The following is a 15,523-nucleotide window of genomic DNA, read 5'->3' as shown; positions in this document are numbered from 1 at the left end:
AGTCAGCCCTGGGATCTACACGGGCGCCACCGGCTCGGGCAGAGTATGGAAGCACGGACTTGTTACAGCGACCGCAGTGACCACACGGCGCTGCACGAAAGGGAGGCTCGTGACCCCACCAAGGGCCAACGCAGACGATCACGCGACCCCGCGCACGGATGCCATCGAGCGCGCCTCCCGCCACGGCGATGCGACGCTGGCGCCCATGACCGCCCTTCTCGCCAGCCGCCCCTCGCCGCTCGGTCGTCGCGAGCGGACAAGACCGTAGCAAACCACCTCGTCGAAGGCGAGGCGCACCCAGTGGCGCCGACTGCCACGAGGAGACCTAGACCTGACGAAACCTGGAAAATGAGGAGAAAGATGAATCTTGCTAGATCTAAGCGCAAGCTTGTGACCTTCCTATCCGCCTCTGCCCTCGCCGTCGGTGCGCTTAGCGCGTGCTCGACGCCCGAGCTTGCCAGCCCATCGCCCAGCGGGGCCACCGCCGCGCCGGGCGCCGGAGAGACGGCCACCGACGTGACCTCGCGCCAGCTCGATGCCGCCTGGCAGCAAAAGTCCTTCGAGAAGTTCTACAAGCAGGACATCACTTGGAGGCCGTGTACGGCCGAGGATGGTCTGGACGACGAGATTTCAGGCATGATCAAGGAGGCCGGCAAGGATCCCGCCGCGTTTGAGTGTGGCGCCGTGCAGGTCCCCCTCAACTGGGCCGACCCCTCCGACGAGCGGACCGCCACCCTCGCGGTCACTCGCTTTAACAACGGCGGATCGAAGGACTCCGTCCCGCTGTTTACCAACCCCGGCGGCCCCGGCATCGCCGGCATTTCGCACGCTATGGTCATGGTCACCGACAAGAACTTCGACTCGGTGCTGAAGAACCACACGCTGTGGGGCTTCGATCCGCGTGGCATTGGCAAGTCCACCCCCGTTACCTGCGATTCCACCTCCACCATCCACGCCGTGCAGCTAGCCGAGTGCGCGAAAAAGTATCCGATCTCGGCCTACATGGGCACCTCCCAAGTGGCCCGTGACATGGAGCTGCTGCGCGTCCTCGCCGGCGGCGATCGTCTCGATTACATCGGATACTCCTACGGCACCATGCTCGGCGCCACCTACGCCTCCATCTTCCCCGACAAGGCCGGGCGGATGGTCCTCGATTCGGCCGAAACCGCCCAGTGGTCCAGCCTCATTCACAACTACGATCAAGCCGTCGCCTCTGCGAAGGCGGCGGCCGGCCTTGCCGAGTCGTGCACGTCGATGCTCACCGTCGAGGGAACGCCGGTCACGTGCCCGTTTACCTCCGAGCGTGAGCTCATCGACCTTCGCAAGAAGCTGGACGAGGAACCGCTCAAGGCTAGCGACGGCACGCACATCACCGGCAAGGAGATGCGAGACTTCATCTCCTCCGCCCTCTACGGCGATCCAGCTAGCTCGCTTGACCTCCTCGGCCGGGCGAAGAACGGCGACCAGGCGGCCACCGACGAGGTCGCGGCGAAGGTCGCCGACGGCGGCGCCGCGATCGATACCGCGGGCCAGCTCGTGGTATGCCCCTCGACGCCGAAGACCCAAGATGTGGAAGACCTTATCGAGCATATGAAGAAGGTCGGCGTGCCCGAATACCTTGGCGGCCCGGAGGTCACCGACGCCGTGCTCTCTGACTTGCTTGATTTCGACTGCACGACCTTGGCCTCCACGGGCTCCGACTTCACCACGTCGTTCAACGCGGCCGACACGAAGACCAAGCTCCTCGTCATCGGCATCACCGGCGATCACGCCACCCCGTACGAACACAGCAAGGAGCTGGCACAACAGCTCGGCAACGCCTCGTTCATCACGCTTGACTCCGCCGGTCACGGAGCTTCCTTCTCCGGGCGCTCGGCGTGCATCGACAAGGCTGTCACCGACTACCTCGTCGACGGCACCAGCCCGAAGGACGGCCTCGTCTGTCAGGCCGACTCCGTCGAGGGCGAGCAGGGCATGTAGCCCAACGCCAGCTCCCGTTCGAGCCGACACAAGCGTCCGGCCCCTGGAGATATCCAGGGGCCGGACGCCCACTCACCCCTCTCGGTAGCAAATGCCCATTGATCCAGCCGGATAGTGCCAGGTCAGCGTCCCCTCAGGGGCGATGGCCAGGCAGGTGCCGCATTCGAGACAGGCCGCGTATTCGACCGAGATCTCGCCGTTCTCTTCCGAGTAGACGTGGGCCGGGCATACGTTGACCAACAACTTTGCCGCCCCGGTCTGGCGCACGCGCTCCTGGTTGACCACGATGTGCGGGTTACCCTCATCGATCTCGTAGACGTTTTTAGCCAGACGATCGTTGATCGTCCCGGGTTGGAATTCTGTCATCTTACATCGACCTCACAGCACTGATACCGAGTTTCACGAGTCCCCCAAGCGACAGGCGAGACTTCTTGATCGCGCCCATCACGACCTTAATCAGCGGCTTGCGCGGGGTGAGGTCGTGGTTGTAGACGCCGTAAAGCACGTCCGCGGCCAGCTCCCCCACTTCCCCATACATCGCCGGATTTTCGAGGAACTCCGGGGCTTTGGCGTAGGTGTCCATGTCCTTGCCAACGAAGGACGCATTGTACTGATCAACATATGCGCCCAGCGCCTGCGCGGAGTAGTCCTGCGCCTTGAGCGCCGCTGAGATGGCCGTGGCCGCCGCACGCGCCGAGCCAGCCGCGAGATCCATGCCGCGCACGGTAAAGCCCGTGTTCAGCGTGAACCCCGCCGCATCCCCGATGAGGATGAGCCCGGGCTGGACGAGGTCGTGCTGCATCTTCTTGCCGCCCTCGGCCACCAGGTGACACCCGTATTCCAGGAGCTCGCCGTCCTTGAGGAACGGCTCGATCGCCGGATGGGTGAGGAAGTGGTCGTGCAGGTCCGAGGAGCTCTTGCCCGACTTCTCGAGGTCGTCGAGACGCGCCACGATACCAATCGAGACGGAGTCGCGGTTGGTGTACATGAAGCCACCTCCCGCCACGCCCTGCGTGCAATCGCCCACGACGGCGTACGCCGCGCCCTCGTCACCCGCAAGGTTGAAGCGCTCCGCGATCACCTCCGGGTCGAGGGCGATCACCGACTTCACCCCCACGGCCAGGTTCTCCTTCGGCTCCTTGCCTCTGATTCCCGCATACTGGGAGAGGAAAGAGTTGACGCCGTCGGCCGCCACCACGACGTGGGCTCGAAGCTCGTCCTCGCCGGCGCGCACGCCGACGAACTGGCTGCCGTCGCGAACCAGCTCATCGACCTTGACGCCGGGCATCACGGTCACACCCGCGTTCTCGCACTGTTCGGCAAGCCACGGATCGAACTTGGCGCGCAGGACCGTCACGGCGTTGACTGGCTGGCGCAGTCGGCCATCCCAGTAGTCGACGTTAACGAAGTGGTTCTCGCCGAGGAAACTCAGACAATTGCGCGTGATAACGCGCTCGATGGGCGCCTCCTCGAGGAAGTCCTCGAAAATCTCCTGCATGACCCGGCAGTAAAACACGCCGCCGGAGAGGTTCTTCGAGCCCGGTTCGACACCGCGCTCGATGAGCAACACCTCGTAGCCGTCCTTGGCAAGCAGGTAGGAGCAGACTGACCCTGCCACGCCTCCGCCGACGACAATGACGTCGAAATCTACCTCCCCCATAGCTACAGCGCTTCGGTCAGGGCCGGCAACACCGAGTACAGGTCACCGACGATGGCGTAGTCAGCCTGCTCAACGTAGGGGGCGTTCTTGTCCGAGTTCACGACGACGACCGTCTTGGCCTCGTTCATGCCCGCAGTGTGCTGAATCTGGCCGGAGATTCCGACGGCGAGGTAGAGATCGGGGGTCACGTGCTGGCCGGAGACGCCCACGTAGCGGTCACGCGCCAGCCAGTTGTTGCCCTCGGCGATCGGGCGCGAGCAGGCCACCTCGGCGCCCATCTTCCCCGCGAGGTCGAAGGCCAGCTGCAGGTCGTCCTTGTTCTTGAAGCCGCGCCCGACGGCGACGATCTTCTTGGCTGCGCCAAGGTTGACGGACTTGGTTTCGGAGCTCTCCGTGGCGCTCACGCGCAGGTCCGCCGTGTCGACTGCCAGCAGCTGGCCAGCCACGACCTCACCCTCAAGCGGCGCACCGCCCGAGACGAGGACGACGGCGGGAGCGGCGATCTCCTCCTCGACGATGCCGCCAAAGCGGGCGGCGAGCACATTGCCCTCGCGCACGCCCTTGGCGCCCGTGACGACGGGCAGGCCGGCCTTCGCGGCGATCGCTCCGGCCACCACGCGCCCGGCCGGGGTGGCGGGCACGAGGATGAAGGCCGAGGTATCGACGTGCTCGGCAAGGCCCGCCGCGACGCTCTCGGCCGGGACGCCCTCGGCCAGCACGACGTCGGAGTGCACCATGGGCAACTCGGGGGAACCGACAGAGATGACGGTGGCCTCGCCGGGCAGATCATTGGCCCATGCGAGCATCGTCGAGATGTTGGAATTCAAAGCAATAATGGTCGACATTGGTGTTCTCCTTTACAAAATACCGTCGGTCTTGAGCGCGTCGATCAGCTGCGCCGCAGCGTTCTCGCCCTCGAAAATCATCTTCTTGCGGGCGCGCATCTCAGGCTGGCGAGCCGCCTGGACGTTGCGGCCAACCTCGGCCACAGCCAGATCGGCCAGGGCGACCGTCTCCAGCGGCTTCTTTCCCGCCGAGAGAATCTCCTTCATTGAGGCGGCCTTGACCTCGACGGCGTCCGTGGCCACGCCCAGCACCACCGGTCCGGCGGTCTCCACCGTCCGAGTGCCGGACTCGGTGCGCTGACGGATCTTCAGGCCGTCTCCGGAGGCCTCCACCGAGAGCACCTCCAGCAGGCAGGGCCAGCCGAGCGCGCCCGCCAGGAGCGGTCCCATGACGCCGGCGCCCTCGTCCACCGAGGCGTCGCCGGTGAAAACGACCCGCACGTCGTCGACCCTCTTAACGAGCTCGGCCAGCGCCGCCGCCGTCTGCGTGTTCGACCAACCAGCCGTCGCGTCATCGGCGAGAACCAGCGCGCGGTCGAGCCCCTTGGACAGGGCGTTCTTCTTCGCCAGCGACGAGGCGACGTCCGCTCCACCCACGCTCACGCCGACGATCTCGCCGGCGCCCTGGGCGGCGAGCTTCTTGGCGAGCTCGACCGCCACGGGGTCGTATTCGGAGACGGACTTCTTCACCCTCGCCCAATCCACGACACCGTCGGAATTCACCTTCGCGTCTTGCGGGCTTCCCGCGTACTTATATGCCACGATGATGGACATTTTCACTCCTTCTATATTTTTCGGTCATTGTCAAGCACCCGAAAAGGTGCTGGTTTCCATGTTGATCTGTTGTTGGTTATCGGTTACGGATAGACTGGCTTTACTTCTACGCCGGAGGGAAGAAAGGAGCCAGCTCGTTGTCGATGACGGCACCACACGAGGCGACGCTCTCTCTCGAAGAGCGCGTCTACGATGCCGCCCTTTTGCTCTACGGTGAAACCGGCTGGAGCGGCTTCAACCTGACGAAGGTTGCGGAGCGTGCACGAGTCGGGAAATCCTCCCTCTACTCGCGCTGGCCCACCGCCGAAACACTCTTGCTGACGGCGTTCCACCACGCCTACCCGCGCCAGCAATTCACGGGCAAGACCCTCTACGACGTCCTCTTTGAGGAAATCGACGCGCGCCTGCACGCCTACCTCGGTCGCTACTCCGCAGCCATTCGCCGGCTTATCGTCGAGTCCCCCACGGTCGACGCCCTCGTGGTCAAGCAGGCATGTCGGTACGTCTACAACGACCCGCTGGAGACTCTGCGCCAGGGTCTGTGGTACTACAGGGAGGCCGGCCAGATCCCGAGGGATGTGTCGATCGTACGCCTCGTGGACGCCATCGAAGGCTCCGTCCTCCTGCGTTCCATTTGGCTTCCACCCGAGAACGTGGACTGCTTCCTGGAAGAGATTCCTCAGTACGCCCATGACTTGATCACCGACCTTCTTCCTCATCTGAACTCCGTGCCCCGGCCCGTCCTCGCAGCCAGCGAGCATGAGCCTTGCGAAACGGCTTCGCTGTCATACCAAATACGGATTTCGTAGCTTTTCTGCCCCCATCGTGGTGGGGCTCCCGTGCCCGGGAAGCACCCGGAGGTCGTCTGGTAGCTCGCCGAGCCTCTTCAGCGACGCCAGCAGATCGCGCTTGTTCGCCCGCGCGTACTGCGTGGAGCCAATCCCGTTGGCGAAGAGCGTGTCGCCCGTGTAGAGCACCGCGTTCTCGCCGTCGAGCAGGCAGATGGAACCCGGCGTGTGACCGGGGGTTGCAACGACCTTCAACGTGCCACCCGACCAGGTGAAAACCGTCGCGTCGTCCCATTCGGCCGTGACCTCCTTGACCGCGTAGTCCGAGCCCTCGTCGTAGAATCCGGACAGCCGGGGGTCGGCCGCGCCCACGGCGTCGTCCAACCCGATGTAGACGGGCGCCCCCGTGGCCTCCACCAGCTCATTGACTGCCCCGATGTGGTCAGAGTGGCAGTGCGTAAGCACGATGGCCTCCAGATTGCGCTCGCCCAGGGCACTAAGAAGGACCTCGGGTTCGGCTCCCGGGTCGATCATGACGACGCCGGCCTCGGATTGCAGGAGATAGCAGTTCGCCCTCCACGAGCCAACCACGCGCACTTCGATTTTGTACATTACTTCCCCTCCCAGTCACTCGATCCGGCCTCGGTCAAAGTCATGCCACGCGTTTCTGGCGCCCATGCGATCGAGACGATCAGGCCAATAAGCGAGATCGCCGCGCCCACGATCATCATCGGGCCGTTGCCGTAGGTGGATAGGAATCCCGGCAGGACGAAGATCGAGACGACGGTGGAGATCCGCGAGAAGGCCATCGCCGTACCCATCGCGGAGGCCCGGATGGAGGTAGGGAAGATCTCGTTCGGGTAGAGCCACTGCAGATTACCGGGTCCGCCCGAGGCCAAGGCGTAGATTCCAAAGATGACGATGACGAATGCCATCGATGTGGGAGGTACGACCCCAAGGACGACGAGCGCACCCGTCATGACCACGAAGGAGGAGATGCACAGCGGTCGGCGCCCCCAGTACTCCGCGAGGAACATTGCGGGGATCGTGCCCAGCATGAAGAATGTGCCGATCGCCAGCTCGCCGATCAGTGCCGTCTTACCTTGACCCAGCCCGAATGCGGCGATGATATCGGGGCCGTAGGTGTAGACCGCGAACATCGGGATCGCCTGGCACAGCCAGATCACCCCCACGAAGATCATGCGCTTGAAGTACGGCTTGCGGAAGATGGCAGAGTACGACGTGCGCTCGGTCACCTCGTCCTCGATCACGACGTTGCGCCCGAAGGTGTCACGCACGATCTTCGCCGCGTCTTCGTATCGGCCCTTTGACATCAGCCACCGCGGCGACTCCGGGATCGACCAGCGTCCCGCGAGGATGATCACGCAGGGGATGATCGAAGAACCGAGCATCCACCGCCATCCCCCGTCGATATTGAGGAGGAAGTAGCCCACCAGGTAGGAGGCGTTCGCCCCGAGGTACCACACCGCGGCGAGGAAGCCCATCGTGATGGCCCTGTACCTGCGCGGCGTGAACTCGGCGATGATCGACGTCGCGATGGGATAATCCGCGCCCACGGCCACGCCGATGAGGAAGCGCAGGAGGACGACCATGAGTGGGTCGCTGACGACCATACACAAGCCGGAGAGCACCGCGATCGACATCACGTCAATGATGAACATCCGCTTTCGGCCGATGAGGTCCGTCAGGTAGCCTCCAAAAATGGCGCCAAAGAAGAGGCCAACGAGCGCGGCGACGCCGACCATTCCCTTCTGGGTATCGTCAATACCCAGCTCCGGGACCATCTTGAGCAATGCCACGCCGATGATGGCGTGCACATAGCCCTCAAGGAACGGGCCACCTGCGGAAAACACGGTAAGCCGCACGAGGAAGGGTGACATCCCGACGTCGTCGAGGCTGACTTTTGGCTCGTCGTTCATTGCTTCTCCTTTCTTTGACTCGACCCACTCATGGGATCCGACTCTCCCGACTCTTCCTACTCTTCGAACTCGATGATTCCCCAGTTCAGGTGCGGCTTCGCGCCGCTTTCCTCAAAGTCGGCGTCGACCAGGCGGAACCGTAGCTCGCCCGGGCCGACCTCCCACAGCTGGGTCTTCAGGGTCGAGCCCGGGTGGACGGGGGACGTGATGCGGGTCTTGAAACGCTTGATGCGCTCCGGCTCACCCGGCATGTAGGCGTTGATCGCGTGGCGCATGACGATGCCCGCGTAGGAGATCGCGTGGAGGATCGGGCGCGGCTCGCCGTTTGCTGCCGCATAGTCCCAGTCGATGTGCTGCGGGTGGTAGTCGCCCGACAGTCGGTAGATCAGCGCCTGATTCTCGGGGATGCGCTCGGCCACCTCGACGTCGGGTGCTCGATCAGGCATGTCGACGATGTCCTTCGGCGCTGCCGGGCCGCCCCAACCGCCATCGTAAATGAGGCAGTCCCACGACTCGTTGGTAAACAGCAGGTTGCCTTCCGAATCGTAGGTGTCGCCGATGTGCTGGGCGAGCAGGCCGCGCCCCTCGCCGCGGTCGTAGAGGCCCTCGAGCTTGACCTTGGTCTGCAGGGTGTCCGCCATCTTCGTGATCGGCTGGTGGAAGCGGATGTCGAATCCCCAGTGCAGGGAGCCGGCGTAGTTGTAGCCGTAGTCGATCGTGCGGGTCACCTCCGAGTCGACGATGAGCATAGCGCCGAACATCGGCAGGACCTTGAGCTGCGGGTTGCGCTCGTCCTTCTCGTTGAGGTATTCCAGGCCGTCACGGCCGTCGATTCCCGCGCCGCAGCCAAGGGCAAACAGCTCAAGATCGCGGAAGGTGTACTCGCGGATGAACGGCCCGAAGGTCTGTCCAACCATCTCGGTCTTGATCGTCATTGTTCAATTCCTTTCATTGAATCTGTTACTTGAGTTCGGACTTGAGGACTTTTCCGTAGGTGCCGCGCGGCAGGCTATCGACGAAGGTGACGATGCTGGGAATCTTGAACGAGGCCAGATACCCGGCGCAGAACGCGGTCAGGTTCGCGACGTCGATCGTGACCCCGGGCTCCGGGACGATCACCGCTTTGACGGCCTGGTCCCGGATCGAATCCTCAACCCCGACAACCGCCACCTCGGCCACGCCGGGGTAGCGCGCCAGCACCGATTCGACCTCGGCGCACGAGACGTTCTCCCCCGAACGCTTGATGATGTCGGTGTGACGGTCGGTGAAGTAAATCCAGCCCTGGTCATCGACGTACCCGTAATCGCCCGTGCGGAGCCAACCGTCCACGAGCGTCGCGGCCGTCAACTCGGGTTGCTTCCAGTAGCCCGCCATGAGGGAGACCCCGGGGATTCCCTGGATCTGGATCTCGCCGACCTCGCCGGGGCCGAGCTCACCATCGCTCCCCATGATCCGCGCGTTGTAGCCCGGCCCAACCCGGCCAATCGACGGCCAGTTGCGCGGACCGGTGGGATAGTCCGTGATGACCCCCACCAGATCCTCGGTCGAGCCGTAGTTGTTGAGCAGGCGTACCTTGAAGCGCGCCTCGAAGCGTTCCTTGTCCTGCGCCGACATGGGAAGGAAGTAGTGCATCTCGCGCACTCGATGGTCGGTCTCATCCGGGCTGACGGGCTGAACCATCATGGTCTTGGCGATCATCGCCATCCCCTGAACCAGGGTTCCGCCGTGTTTGCGCACCTGCTTCCAGAAGCGCCTAGCGGAATACCGGCGCAGCAGGACGAGCGTCGCACCCGCCGTCACCACAGGCGCGAGCGCGCTCAGTTGCATGTTGACGTGGCTAGCCGCCATCGTCGTCACGTACCTATCGGTCTCGCGCATCTGTAGCTGCCAGTTGACGTAGTAGCCCGAGAAGACGAAGTTCTGCTCGGTGATCATCACACCCTTGGGTGCCGAGGTCGTCCCCGACGTGTAGAGGATCTCCATGATCGGCATCGGCTCGCGAGGCCGATCGGGCGGCGTCGTGCTCTGTTCCTGCTCGAGCCTGGTGAAGCAGACCTCCTCGCAGTCTCCGCCGACGACGGCCGTGTCGAGACCTTCGCCGTAGGCCGGATCGAAATCCAAGAAGCACTGCTCGATGACAAGCATGCGAGCATCGCAGTCGGCCTTGATCGACCTAGCCTCTTCCACGGTGTACTCCGGGTGAATCGGCACGTAGATCGCGCCGATCCGGTTCAGAGCGAAGATGCACCCGATGAGCTCGGGGCAGTTGTTGAGCTGGACTGCCACGGCGTCGCCGGCCCCGATTCCTCGGGACAAGAACAGATTGGAGATGCGGTTGATGGCCTCGTCAAACTCAAGGTACGTCCAGGCGCGCACGGTGTCACACTCGTGGTCTTCATATACGAGAAACTGCGCGTCAGGGCGCACTCGCACCTGGCTTTCCCAGATGTCGGTCAGCGTCAGGCCCTGTCCTTGAGTAATCACCTCTCACCTCCAATCTGTTCGTCGCTCATCGCTTCACTAGTGCGCGAACTTGACCTTGCCCGACTGCCCGAAACGCTCGATGTCCTCCTCTGAGAAGCCGGCACGCTCGAGGATGTCTCGGGTGTCGCCTCCGAGCGGAGGCATCGGGCGCCAGAAGCCGCCGGGGTTGCGGGCAAACTTCGGCACGGTGTTCAAGCCGCGTACCTTCACCCCGTCGGCGTTATCCCATTCGATGAAGTTCTCGCGGGCTGCCACGTGATCCTCGGCAAGGATGTCCTCGAACTCCATCACAACCTGGGCGGCGATGCGGTGGGCGGTAAAGTCGCGCTCGACGTCGTAGCGCTTCTGGGTCTTGAGGTACTCGGTGAGGCGATCCTGGATGAGGTCCGCCTTTGGCCCGTTGAGCCACAGCGCGGAGGTATCCTCGGGGTAGTCCTCGGTCCCCCACAGGTCTCCCAGCCCGATGGTCTCAAGCAGGTACTTGTTCTGGTCGACGCCGTAGCAGCACAGCCCGAGGAACCCGTCCTCGCACTCGTAGATGCCGATCGCACACAGGTTCTGGTGGCGGGCTCCCGGGCGCGGGTACTTCACGCCGTCGTTGAGGTAATCCATCATGTAGTAGGTACCCACCCGTAGCGCGGTCTCATACATGGCCAGGTCGATCGACTCGCCCTGGCCCGTGATCTGGGCCTTGTGCAGGGCCGCGAGCGCGGAGGAAACCACCATGAGGGAGTTGATGTAATCGGCGGTGTAGGGGTGAAGGTTCGTCGGTAGCTCGGGCGTGCCGTTCTGGGCGACGAGCCCCGCGTAGGCGGCGACCGTCAGGTCGTAGGCTGCGGCGTTAACCTTGCGCTCATCGCCCCACTGGCCAAACCCGGACACGTGGACGATGACGAGCTTGGGGTTGATCTCCCACAGCCACTCGTCGGTGATTCCCTTGCGCGCCCACGCGGGACCCTTGGAGGACTCGATGAAGATGTCCACGTCCTTGATGAGCCGCGCGATGATCTCCTTGCCTTCGTCGGAGAAGGGGTGGATCGAAATCGAGCGCTGGTTGCGCCGTTCCATCTCCTTGACCCACTTCGTGTCGCGTACGGAGTCGCCCGTCCAGACGTTCTCCATCCACGTCACGTCCGCTCCCCACTCCGCCATGATCTCGGCGGCGGACGGAGCTGCGATTTCCACGGCTGAGTACAGGACCTTGACGTCGTCGAGTACTCCGAAAGAGGGCTTCATGGTTTCCATGGCGAATTCCTTTCGTCAGTCCCTTAGCGGTAATCCTTGAGCGCGGCGCGGCCCGCGGCGAGGATCATCATCTCGTCCGTGCCTCCCGACACCCGGTCCACGCGGATATCGCGGTAGAAGCGCTGGACGCGGTGTTCGCCGGTGATACCGACGCCGGAGAGGATCTGCAGCGCCTCGTCGATGACCATCGAGGCGGCATGCGAGCAGTAGTACTTGGCCATCGAGCAGTCGCCACGGCCAAGGTGGCCGTTGTCGGACTTCCACGCGATTTCGTAGAGCATGTTGCGCATATTGGTGATGGCCACCAACATATTGGCCATCTTCAGCTGGATCAGCTGGGTGCGCCCGATAGCTTCCTTACCCTGGACACGCTGGTTGGCGTACTTGGCGGCGTCCTCGAACGCGCAGTAGGCCTCGCCGTAGTTGGTCAGAGCCACGAGGAAACGCTCGAGATCGAAGTCCTGGACGCCGCGCTTGAACGCGCCACCCTCCGTGCCAAAGAAGTCCTTCTCCTCGAGTTCGACGTCGTCGAAATAGATCTCGGCGAGCGAGTCCATGCGAAGGCCGAGCTTCTTCAGCGGCTCGCGCGTGATCCCGGCCTTCCTCATGTCGACGAAGAACTCCGAGTAGACGGACATGTCCTCCGCGTTGCGCGCCATGACCACGAGGTAGGGAACCTTCATGCCAGAGGTCTGGAAGGTCTTGTGGCCGTTGAGGTAGATCTTGCCGTCACGGCGCGTGTAGGTGGTACGCATGTCGTCCCAGTTCGAGCCCGCGCTCGGCTCGGTCATGGCGTAGTTCAGCATCTGCTTACCGGAGCCGAGGAACTCCAGCATCGTCGCCTTCTGTTCCTCGGTGCCCTCGCGGATGATCGTGCCCCAGCCGGGCAGCTGGTAGAGCACGTAGGTCGGGCCGCCCATGCGCCCGAGCGCCTCGTAGACCGCGGTCAGCTCCTGCCAACCGAGCCCGAGCCCCTCGTACTCTTCGGGGAGGAGGATGCGATCGAAACCGAGCTCGCACAGCGCCTCAACCCACTCCTGCGGGTATACCTTGTTCTCGTCGCACTCGTTGAAGTACGGCTCCCACGATCGGGACTCCATGAGCTCGACGAAGGTGTCAGCCATCAGTTGCTGTTCTTCAGTCAATGAAAAATCCATTGTTCCTACTTTCTAGGTAGTTGGTTGGTCGGTTGAGGGATCGATTGAAAGAATGTGCCGCCGTGGGCCATCACCTGGCGGGCAGCGTCGAGCATTCTCCCGTGGTGGAGGAATGCGTGAATAACTCCGGGCACGACCTCGAGTTCGTGGGCGATGCCCTGAGTCTCGTAGACCTTGGCCAGCAAAGCCGAGTCATCGAGGAGCGGATCGAACTCGGCCGCGCAGATGTAGGCCGGCGGGAGACCGTCAAGGTCTGCGTTGAAGATGTTGAGGAAGGGCGAGTCGAGATCCGCCTCGCTCGTCACATACAGCTCCTTGTACATCGCGAAGTCCTCGGGCGTCAGCCCGTCCCACACGCCGCCGTAGAGGCGGATGGAGACGGAATCCTTGAGGCCAAACCAGCCGTAGTAGAGCAGGAAGCAGCGCACGCCGCCGGCGTCCTTCATGACGTCGCGCAGGAAGAGGTAGGTCGCTAGCGACATGTTCGCCCCGCCCGAATCGCCAGCGAAGGAGACATCGCCGCGGTCGAGACCCCAGCGCTTTGCGTGTGTGCGCACGTACTGGACGACCTGCGCGCACTCCTCGATGGCCTGCGGGAACTTCGCTTCAGGCGAGAGCGTGTAATCGATCGCCACCACTGCCGCACCGGCCTCGTCCGCGATGTTGCGACAGATGCGATCGTGGGTATCGAGATTGCCGAGGGCGAATCCGCCACCATGGATAAAGAAGATGATGGGCAACACGCCATCGATGGGGCGATAGATGCGCACCCCGATCTCACCGTGGGAGGTGGGGACACGAACGTCCTCGGTCGAGGCCATCTCCGGCCCGCCTTCGTTCCAGAACTGGCGCTCCGTGAGGTAGCCTTCGCGCATCTGAGCGAGGGTCTGGCCAGGGGCGTATAGACCGGCAGACATCTCATTTTGCTTTGCTACAGCCGCGCCCATCTGCGCGCTCCACAGTGAAGGAACATCGAGCCTTTTCATGTCACTACTCCAGTCCTAGAGCTCTTCACGGAGGCCCGTCACGGCATCCTCATCGAGGCCAACCAACTCGGCGGCTTCCTCCAGGGAAATCCCCTGTGCTTCTGCGGCGGCCTCAAGCTGGGCTGCCTCGAGCTTCTTGGCGTTCTTCTTCACGTAGAAGTGGAGGAAGAATGCCAGGGCGGTGGCGAGAACTGCCGAGCCGGCGAGGATGATAAAGATCTCCACGTAGGCGTCGTTGCCCTGGCTATCGATCAGAGCGCCAAACCACACGGAGGAGAAGGTGTCCGGGGCGAATCCGATGACGGACAGCAGGCCCGTTGCAGTGCCGAAGATGGTCAGTGGGACCCTGCCCTCGGTCAATGCGGAGGAGACGATGCCAAACACGCCGTTGGCGATGAAGCCCAGAAGGATGGCAATAATGGCGGCGAGGATGGCCATCGCGGGTCCGGCGGGCAGGTAGGCGATCGTGACAAGGGCGAGGACGGCGACGATCGACCCCCACCCAATCACGCGGGTCGGGCTACCGGCGCCCTTCGCGAGGAAACCGAAGGCCGGGCCGGAGAGGAGGGTGACGCCGTACTGGCGCACGATCGAGACGAGGGAGACGATTCCGATTGAGGCACCCATGACCGAGGACAGGTAGGGCGTGGTGTACGTGACGCCGGTGTAGTAGAAGTACACGAAGAACATGATCCCCGCAGACATCCACACGACGGGGTTCTTCAGCGCCATCCCCACCTCGGCGAGGTTGAATCCCTTGGAGCTATCGGCGATTTCGCCCTCGAACTTGGGGATCAGGAAGGACAGCAGGCCGAGGACGAAGATCAGCAGACCAAGGAAGATCAGCATCCATCGCATCGAGTCCGCGGCGCTCGCGATGTACTTGATGAACAGCAGGCAGATGAGGCCAACCGCGAGGCCAGCCGCACCGTACAGGCCGTAGGAGATACCGATGTTCTTCGAGTACTCTTCCTCTTCGGAGATGAGCCGGACCAACTTGAAGCGGATACCCCACCAGATGAGGATCGTGGAGATACCCATCCCAACAAAGACCATCATCAGCGTTCCAACTGAGGGTAGCGTGGCGTAGACGAAGGTCAGCGCGGCCGTTAGCATGAACCCAACCCAGGACAGCGTGCGCACGCGCACCTTGTCCGCGATCACGCCTGACGGGAAGTAGCAGATCAACGCCGTAATCGCGTACGCCGACAGGAACTGGCCGAGCTGGGCGTTAGTGACGTTGAGGGCCTCCATCAGCGGATCATAGAAGACGGCCTTGAGGTAGGCCGGGGTGTAGATGATGGAGCTCCCCATGGAGACCAGGGTCAGGAGGAAGAATCGACGACCACGAGACAAGTCCTGTGCTCGTACTTCGTTTTTCGCTTTCATTGTGTCAACTCTCTAGGCGACGGAGCGGGTAAGAATTCCTGTCAACTTCAATGTTGGTGGGACGGCTAATCACGGTTTGACTTCTGTACTAGAAACCCTAAGGCGGCGAAAATGTGATTAACGGCCCAAAGCTCCCACGATTTCGGACGGAACCCGTCCACCCCAGGAAACACCTGCAATCAAGCCAAAGAACATAGCGAATAAAACGGAAAACAAAATGATCGCAAGGACTTGACAAACACAGTTAGGCCTGCGTGGCTGACACTCAGCCATGC

15 protein-coding genes are annotated in these 15,523 nt (G+C 62.9%); 3 read left to right on the top strand and 12 right to left on the bottom strand.

Features of this window, described 5'->3' with window-relative positions; translation table 11 throughout:
• The first annotated feature begins 109 nt into the window (after positions 1-109).
• Positions 110-268: a hypothetical protein gene (locus J2S45_RS03435; RefSeq protein ID WP_307634552.1), complete on the top strand. Its 159-nt coding sequence runs from the start codon at positions 110-112 to the stop codon at positions 266-268.
• A gap of 92 nt (positions 269-360) precedes the next feature.
• A complete protein-coding gene (locus J2S45_RS03430) occupies positions 361-1,980 on the top strand; it encodes an alpha/beta hydrolase (RefSeq protein WP_307634551.1) in 1,620 nt (539 codons plus the stop codon).
• 72 nt (positions 1,981-2,052) lie between these two features.
• Here the strand turns inward: J2S45_RS03430 and J2S45_RS03425 are convergent, their stop codons facing one another.
• Genes J2S45_RS03425 through J2S45_RS03410 form a run of 4 tightly spaced genes read right to left on the bottom strand, consistent with a single transcriptional unit; the run spans position 2,053 to position 5,259 of the window.
• Positions 2,053-2,346 (bottom strand): ferredoxin family protein, encoded by a 294-nt coding sequence (locus tag J2S45_RS03425; protein WP_270974744.1) that lies wholly within the window; start codon positions 2,344-2,346, stop codon positions 2,053-2,055.
• A gap of 1 nt (position 2,347) precedes the next feature.
• Positions 2,348-3,640: an FAD-dependent oxidoreductase gene (locus tag J2S45_RS03420; protein ID WP_307634550.1), complete on the bottom strand. Its 1,293-nt coding sequence runs from the start codon at positions 3,638-3,640 to the stop codon at positions 2,348-2,350.
• A 2-nt stretch (positions 3,641-3,642) separates the two neighbouring features.
• Positions 3,643-4,485 (bottom strand): electron transfer flavoprotein subunit alpha/FixB family protein, encoded by an 843-nt coding sequence (locus tag J2S45_RS03415; RefSeq protein ID WP_307634549.1) that lies wholly within the window; start codon positions 4,483-4,485, stop codon positions 3,643-3,645.
• Positions 4,486-4,497: 12 nt separating this feature from the next.
• On the bottom strand, positions 4,498-5,259 hold the full coding sequence (locus tag J2S45_RS03410) for an electron transfer flavoprotein subunit beta/FixA family protein (RefSeq protein WP_307634548.1): 762 nt from the start codon (positions 5,257-5,259) through the stop codon (positions 4,498-4,500).
• 143 nt (positions 5,260-5,402) lie between these two features.
• Here J2S45_RS03410 and J2S45_RS03405 point away from each other — a divergent pair, with 143 nt between their 5' ends.
• The gene (locus J2S45_RS03405) at positions 5,403-6,068 is read left to right on the top strand and encodes a TetR/AcrR family transcriptional regulator (protein WP_270974750.1); all 666 of its coding nucleotides are present in this window, start codon (positions 5,403-5,405) and stop codon (positions 6,066-6,068) included.
• Here J2S45_RS03405 and J2S45_RS03400 read toward each other — a convergent pair.
• The 8 genes from J2S45_RS03400 to J2S45_RS03365 are packed head-to-tail and all read right to left on the bottom strand — an operon-like array spanning position 6,045 to position 15,248.
• Positions 6,045-6,659, bottom strand: a complete 615-nt coding sequence (locus J2S45_RS03400) for an MBL fold metallo-hydrolase (protein ID WP_307634547.1) — start codon at positions 6,657-6,659, stop codon at positions 6,045-6,047. The two genes, J2S45_RS03405 and J2S45_RS03400, sit on opposite strands and share 24 nt — an antisense overlap.
• Complete coding sequence (locus J2S45_RS03395; protein WP_307634546.1) at positions 6,659-7,987, bottom strand: MFS transporter; 1,329 nt, start codon at positions 7,985-7,987, stop codon at positions 6,659-6,661. The genes J2S45_RS03400 and J2S45_RS03395 overlap by 1 nt, the downstream gene beginning before the upstream one ends.
• Positions 7,988-8,043: 56 nt before the next feature.
• Entirely contained in the window at positions 8,044-8,922 is an 879-nt protein-coding gene (locus tag J2S45_RS03390) for a MaoC/PaaZ C-terminal domain-containing protein (RefSeq protein ID WP_270974754.1), read from the bottom strand.
• Positions 8,923-8,947: 25 nt separating this feature from the next.
• Entirely contained in the window at positions 8,948-10,471 is a 1,524-nt protein-coding gene (locus J2S45_RS03385) for an AMP-binding protein (RefSeq protein ID WP_307634545.1), read from the bottom strand.
• Between the two features lie 36 nt (positions 10,472-10,507).
• Positions 10,508-11,716: an L-carnitine CoA-transferase gene (gene caiB / locus J2S45_RS03380; protein WP_307634544.1), complete on the bottom strand. Its 1,209-nt coding sequence runs from the start codon at positions 11,714-11,716 to the stop codon at positions 10,508-10,510.
• Between the two features lie 23 nt (positions 11,717-11,739).
• Positions 11,740-12,873: a crotonobetainyl-CoA dehydrogenase gene (gene caiA / locus J2S45_RS03375; RefSeq protein ID WP_307634543.1), complete on the bottom strand. Its 1,134-nt coding sequence runs from the start codon at positions 12,871-12,873 to the stop codon at positions 11,740-11,742.
• Between the two features lie 5 nt (positions 12,874-12,878).
• Positions 12,879-13,859 (bottom strand): acetyl esterase, encoded by a 981-nt coding sequence (gene aes, locus J2S45_RS03370; protein WP_270974759.1) that lies wholly within the window; start codon positions 13,857-13,859, stop codon positions 12,879-12,881.
• A 15-nt stretch (positions 13,860-13,874) separates the two neighbouring features.
• On the bottom strand, positions 13,875-15,248 hold the full coding sequence (locus tag J2S45_RS03365) for an MFS transporter (RefSeq protein WP_270974760.1): 1,374 nt from the start codon (positions 15,246-15,248) through the stop codon (positions 13,875-13,877).
• Positions 15,249-15,523 lie beyond the last annotated feature (275 nt).

The organism is Trueperella abortisuis (assembly GCF_030811095.1).
Lineage (GTDB): Bacteria > Actinomycetota > Actinomycetes > Actinomycetales > Actinomycetaceae > Trueperella > Trueperella abortisuis.
This window is presented reverse-complemented; position numbering and strand designations above follow the sequence as displayed.

Coding starts and splice junctions, on each gene's coding strand:
- J2S45_RS03425 (WP_270974744.1), bottom strand. CDS start 2,346: ATGACAGAATTCCAACCCGGGACGATCAACGATCGTCTGGCTAAAAAC.
- J2S45_RS03365 (WP_270974760.1), bottom strand. CDS start 15,248: ATGAAAGCGAAAAACGAAGTACGAGCACAGGACTTGTCTCGTGGTCGT.
- aes (WP_270974759.1), bottom strand. CDS start 13,859: ATGAAAAGGCTCGATGTTCCTTCACTGTGGAGCGCGCAGATGGGCGCG.
- J2S45_RS03400 (WP_307634547.1), bottom strand. CDS start 6,659: ATGTACAAAATCGAAGTGCGCGTGGTTGGCTCGTGGAGGGCGAACTGC.
- J2S45_RS03410 (WP_307634548.1), bottom strand. CDS start 5,259: ATGTCCATCATCGTGGCATATAAGTACGCGGGAAGCCCGCAAGACGCG.
- J2S45_RS03430 (WP_307634551.1), top strand. CDS start 361: ATGAATCTTGCTAGATCTAAGCGCAAGCTTGTGACCTTCCTATCCGCC.
- J2S45_RS03395 (WP_307634546.1), bottom strand. CDS start 7,987: ATGAACGACGAGCCAAAAGTCAGCCTCGACGACGTCGGGATGTCACCC.
- J2S45_RS03405 (WP_270974750.1), top strand. CDS start 5,403: ATGACGGCACCACACGAGGCGACGCTCTCTCTCGAAGAGCGCGTCTAC.
- J2S45_RS03420 (WP_307634550.1), bottom strand. CDS start 3,640: ATGGGGGAGGTAGATTTCGACGTCATTGTCGTCGGCGGAGGCGTGGCA.
- J2S45_RS03390 (WP_270974754.1), bottom strand. CDS start 8,922: ATGACGATCAAGACCGAGATGGTTGGACAGACCTTCGGGCCGTTCATC.
- caiB (WP_307634544.1), bottom strand. CDS start 11,716: ATGGAAACCATGAAGCCCTCTTTCGGAGTACTCGACGACGTCAAGGTC.
- caiA (WP_307634543.1), bottom strand. CDS start 12,873: ATGGATTTTTCATTGACTGAAGAACAGCAACTGATGGCTGACACCTTC.
- J2S45_RS03415 (WP_307634549.1), bottom strand. CDS start 4,485: ATGTCGACCATTATTGCTTTGAATTCCAACATCTCGACGATGCTCGCA.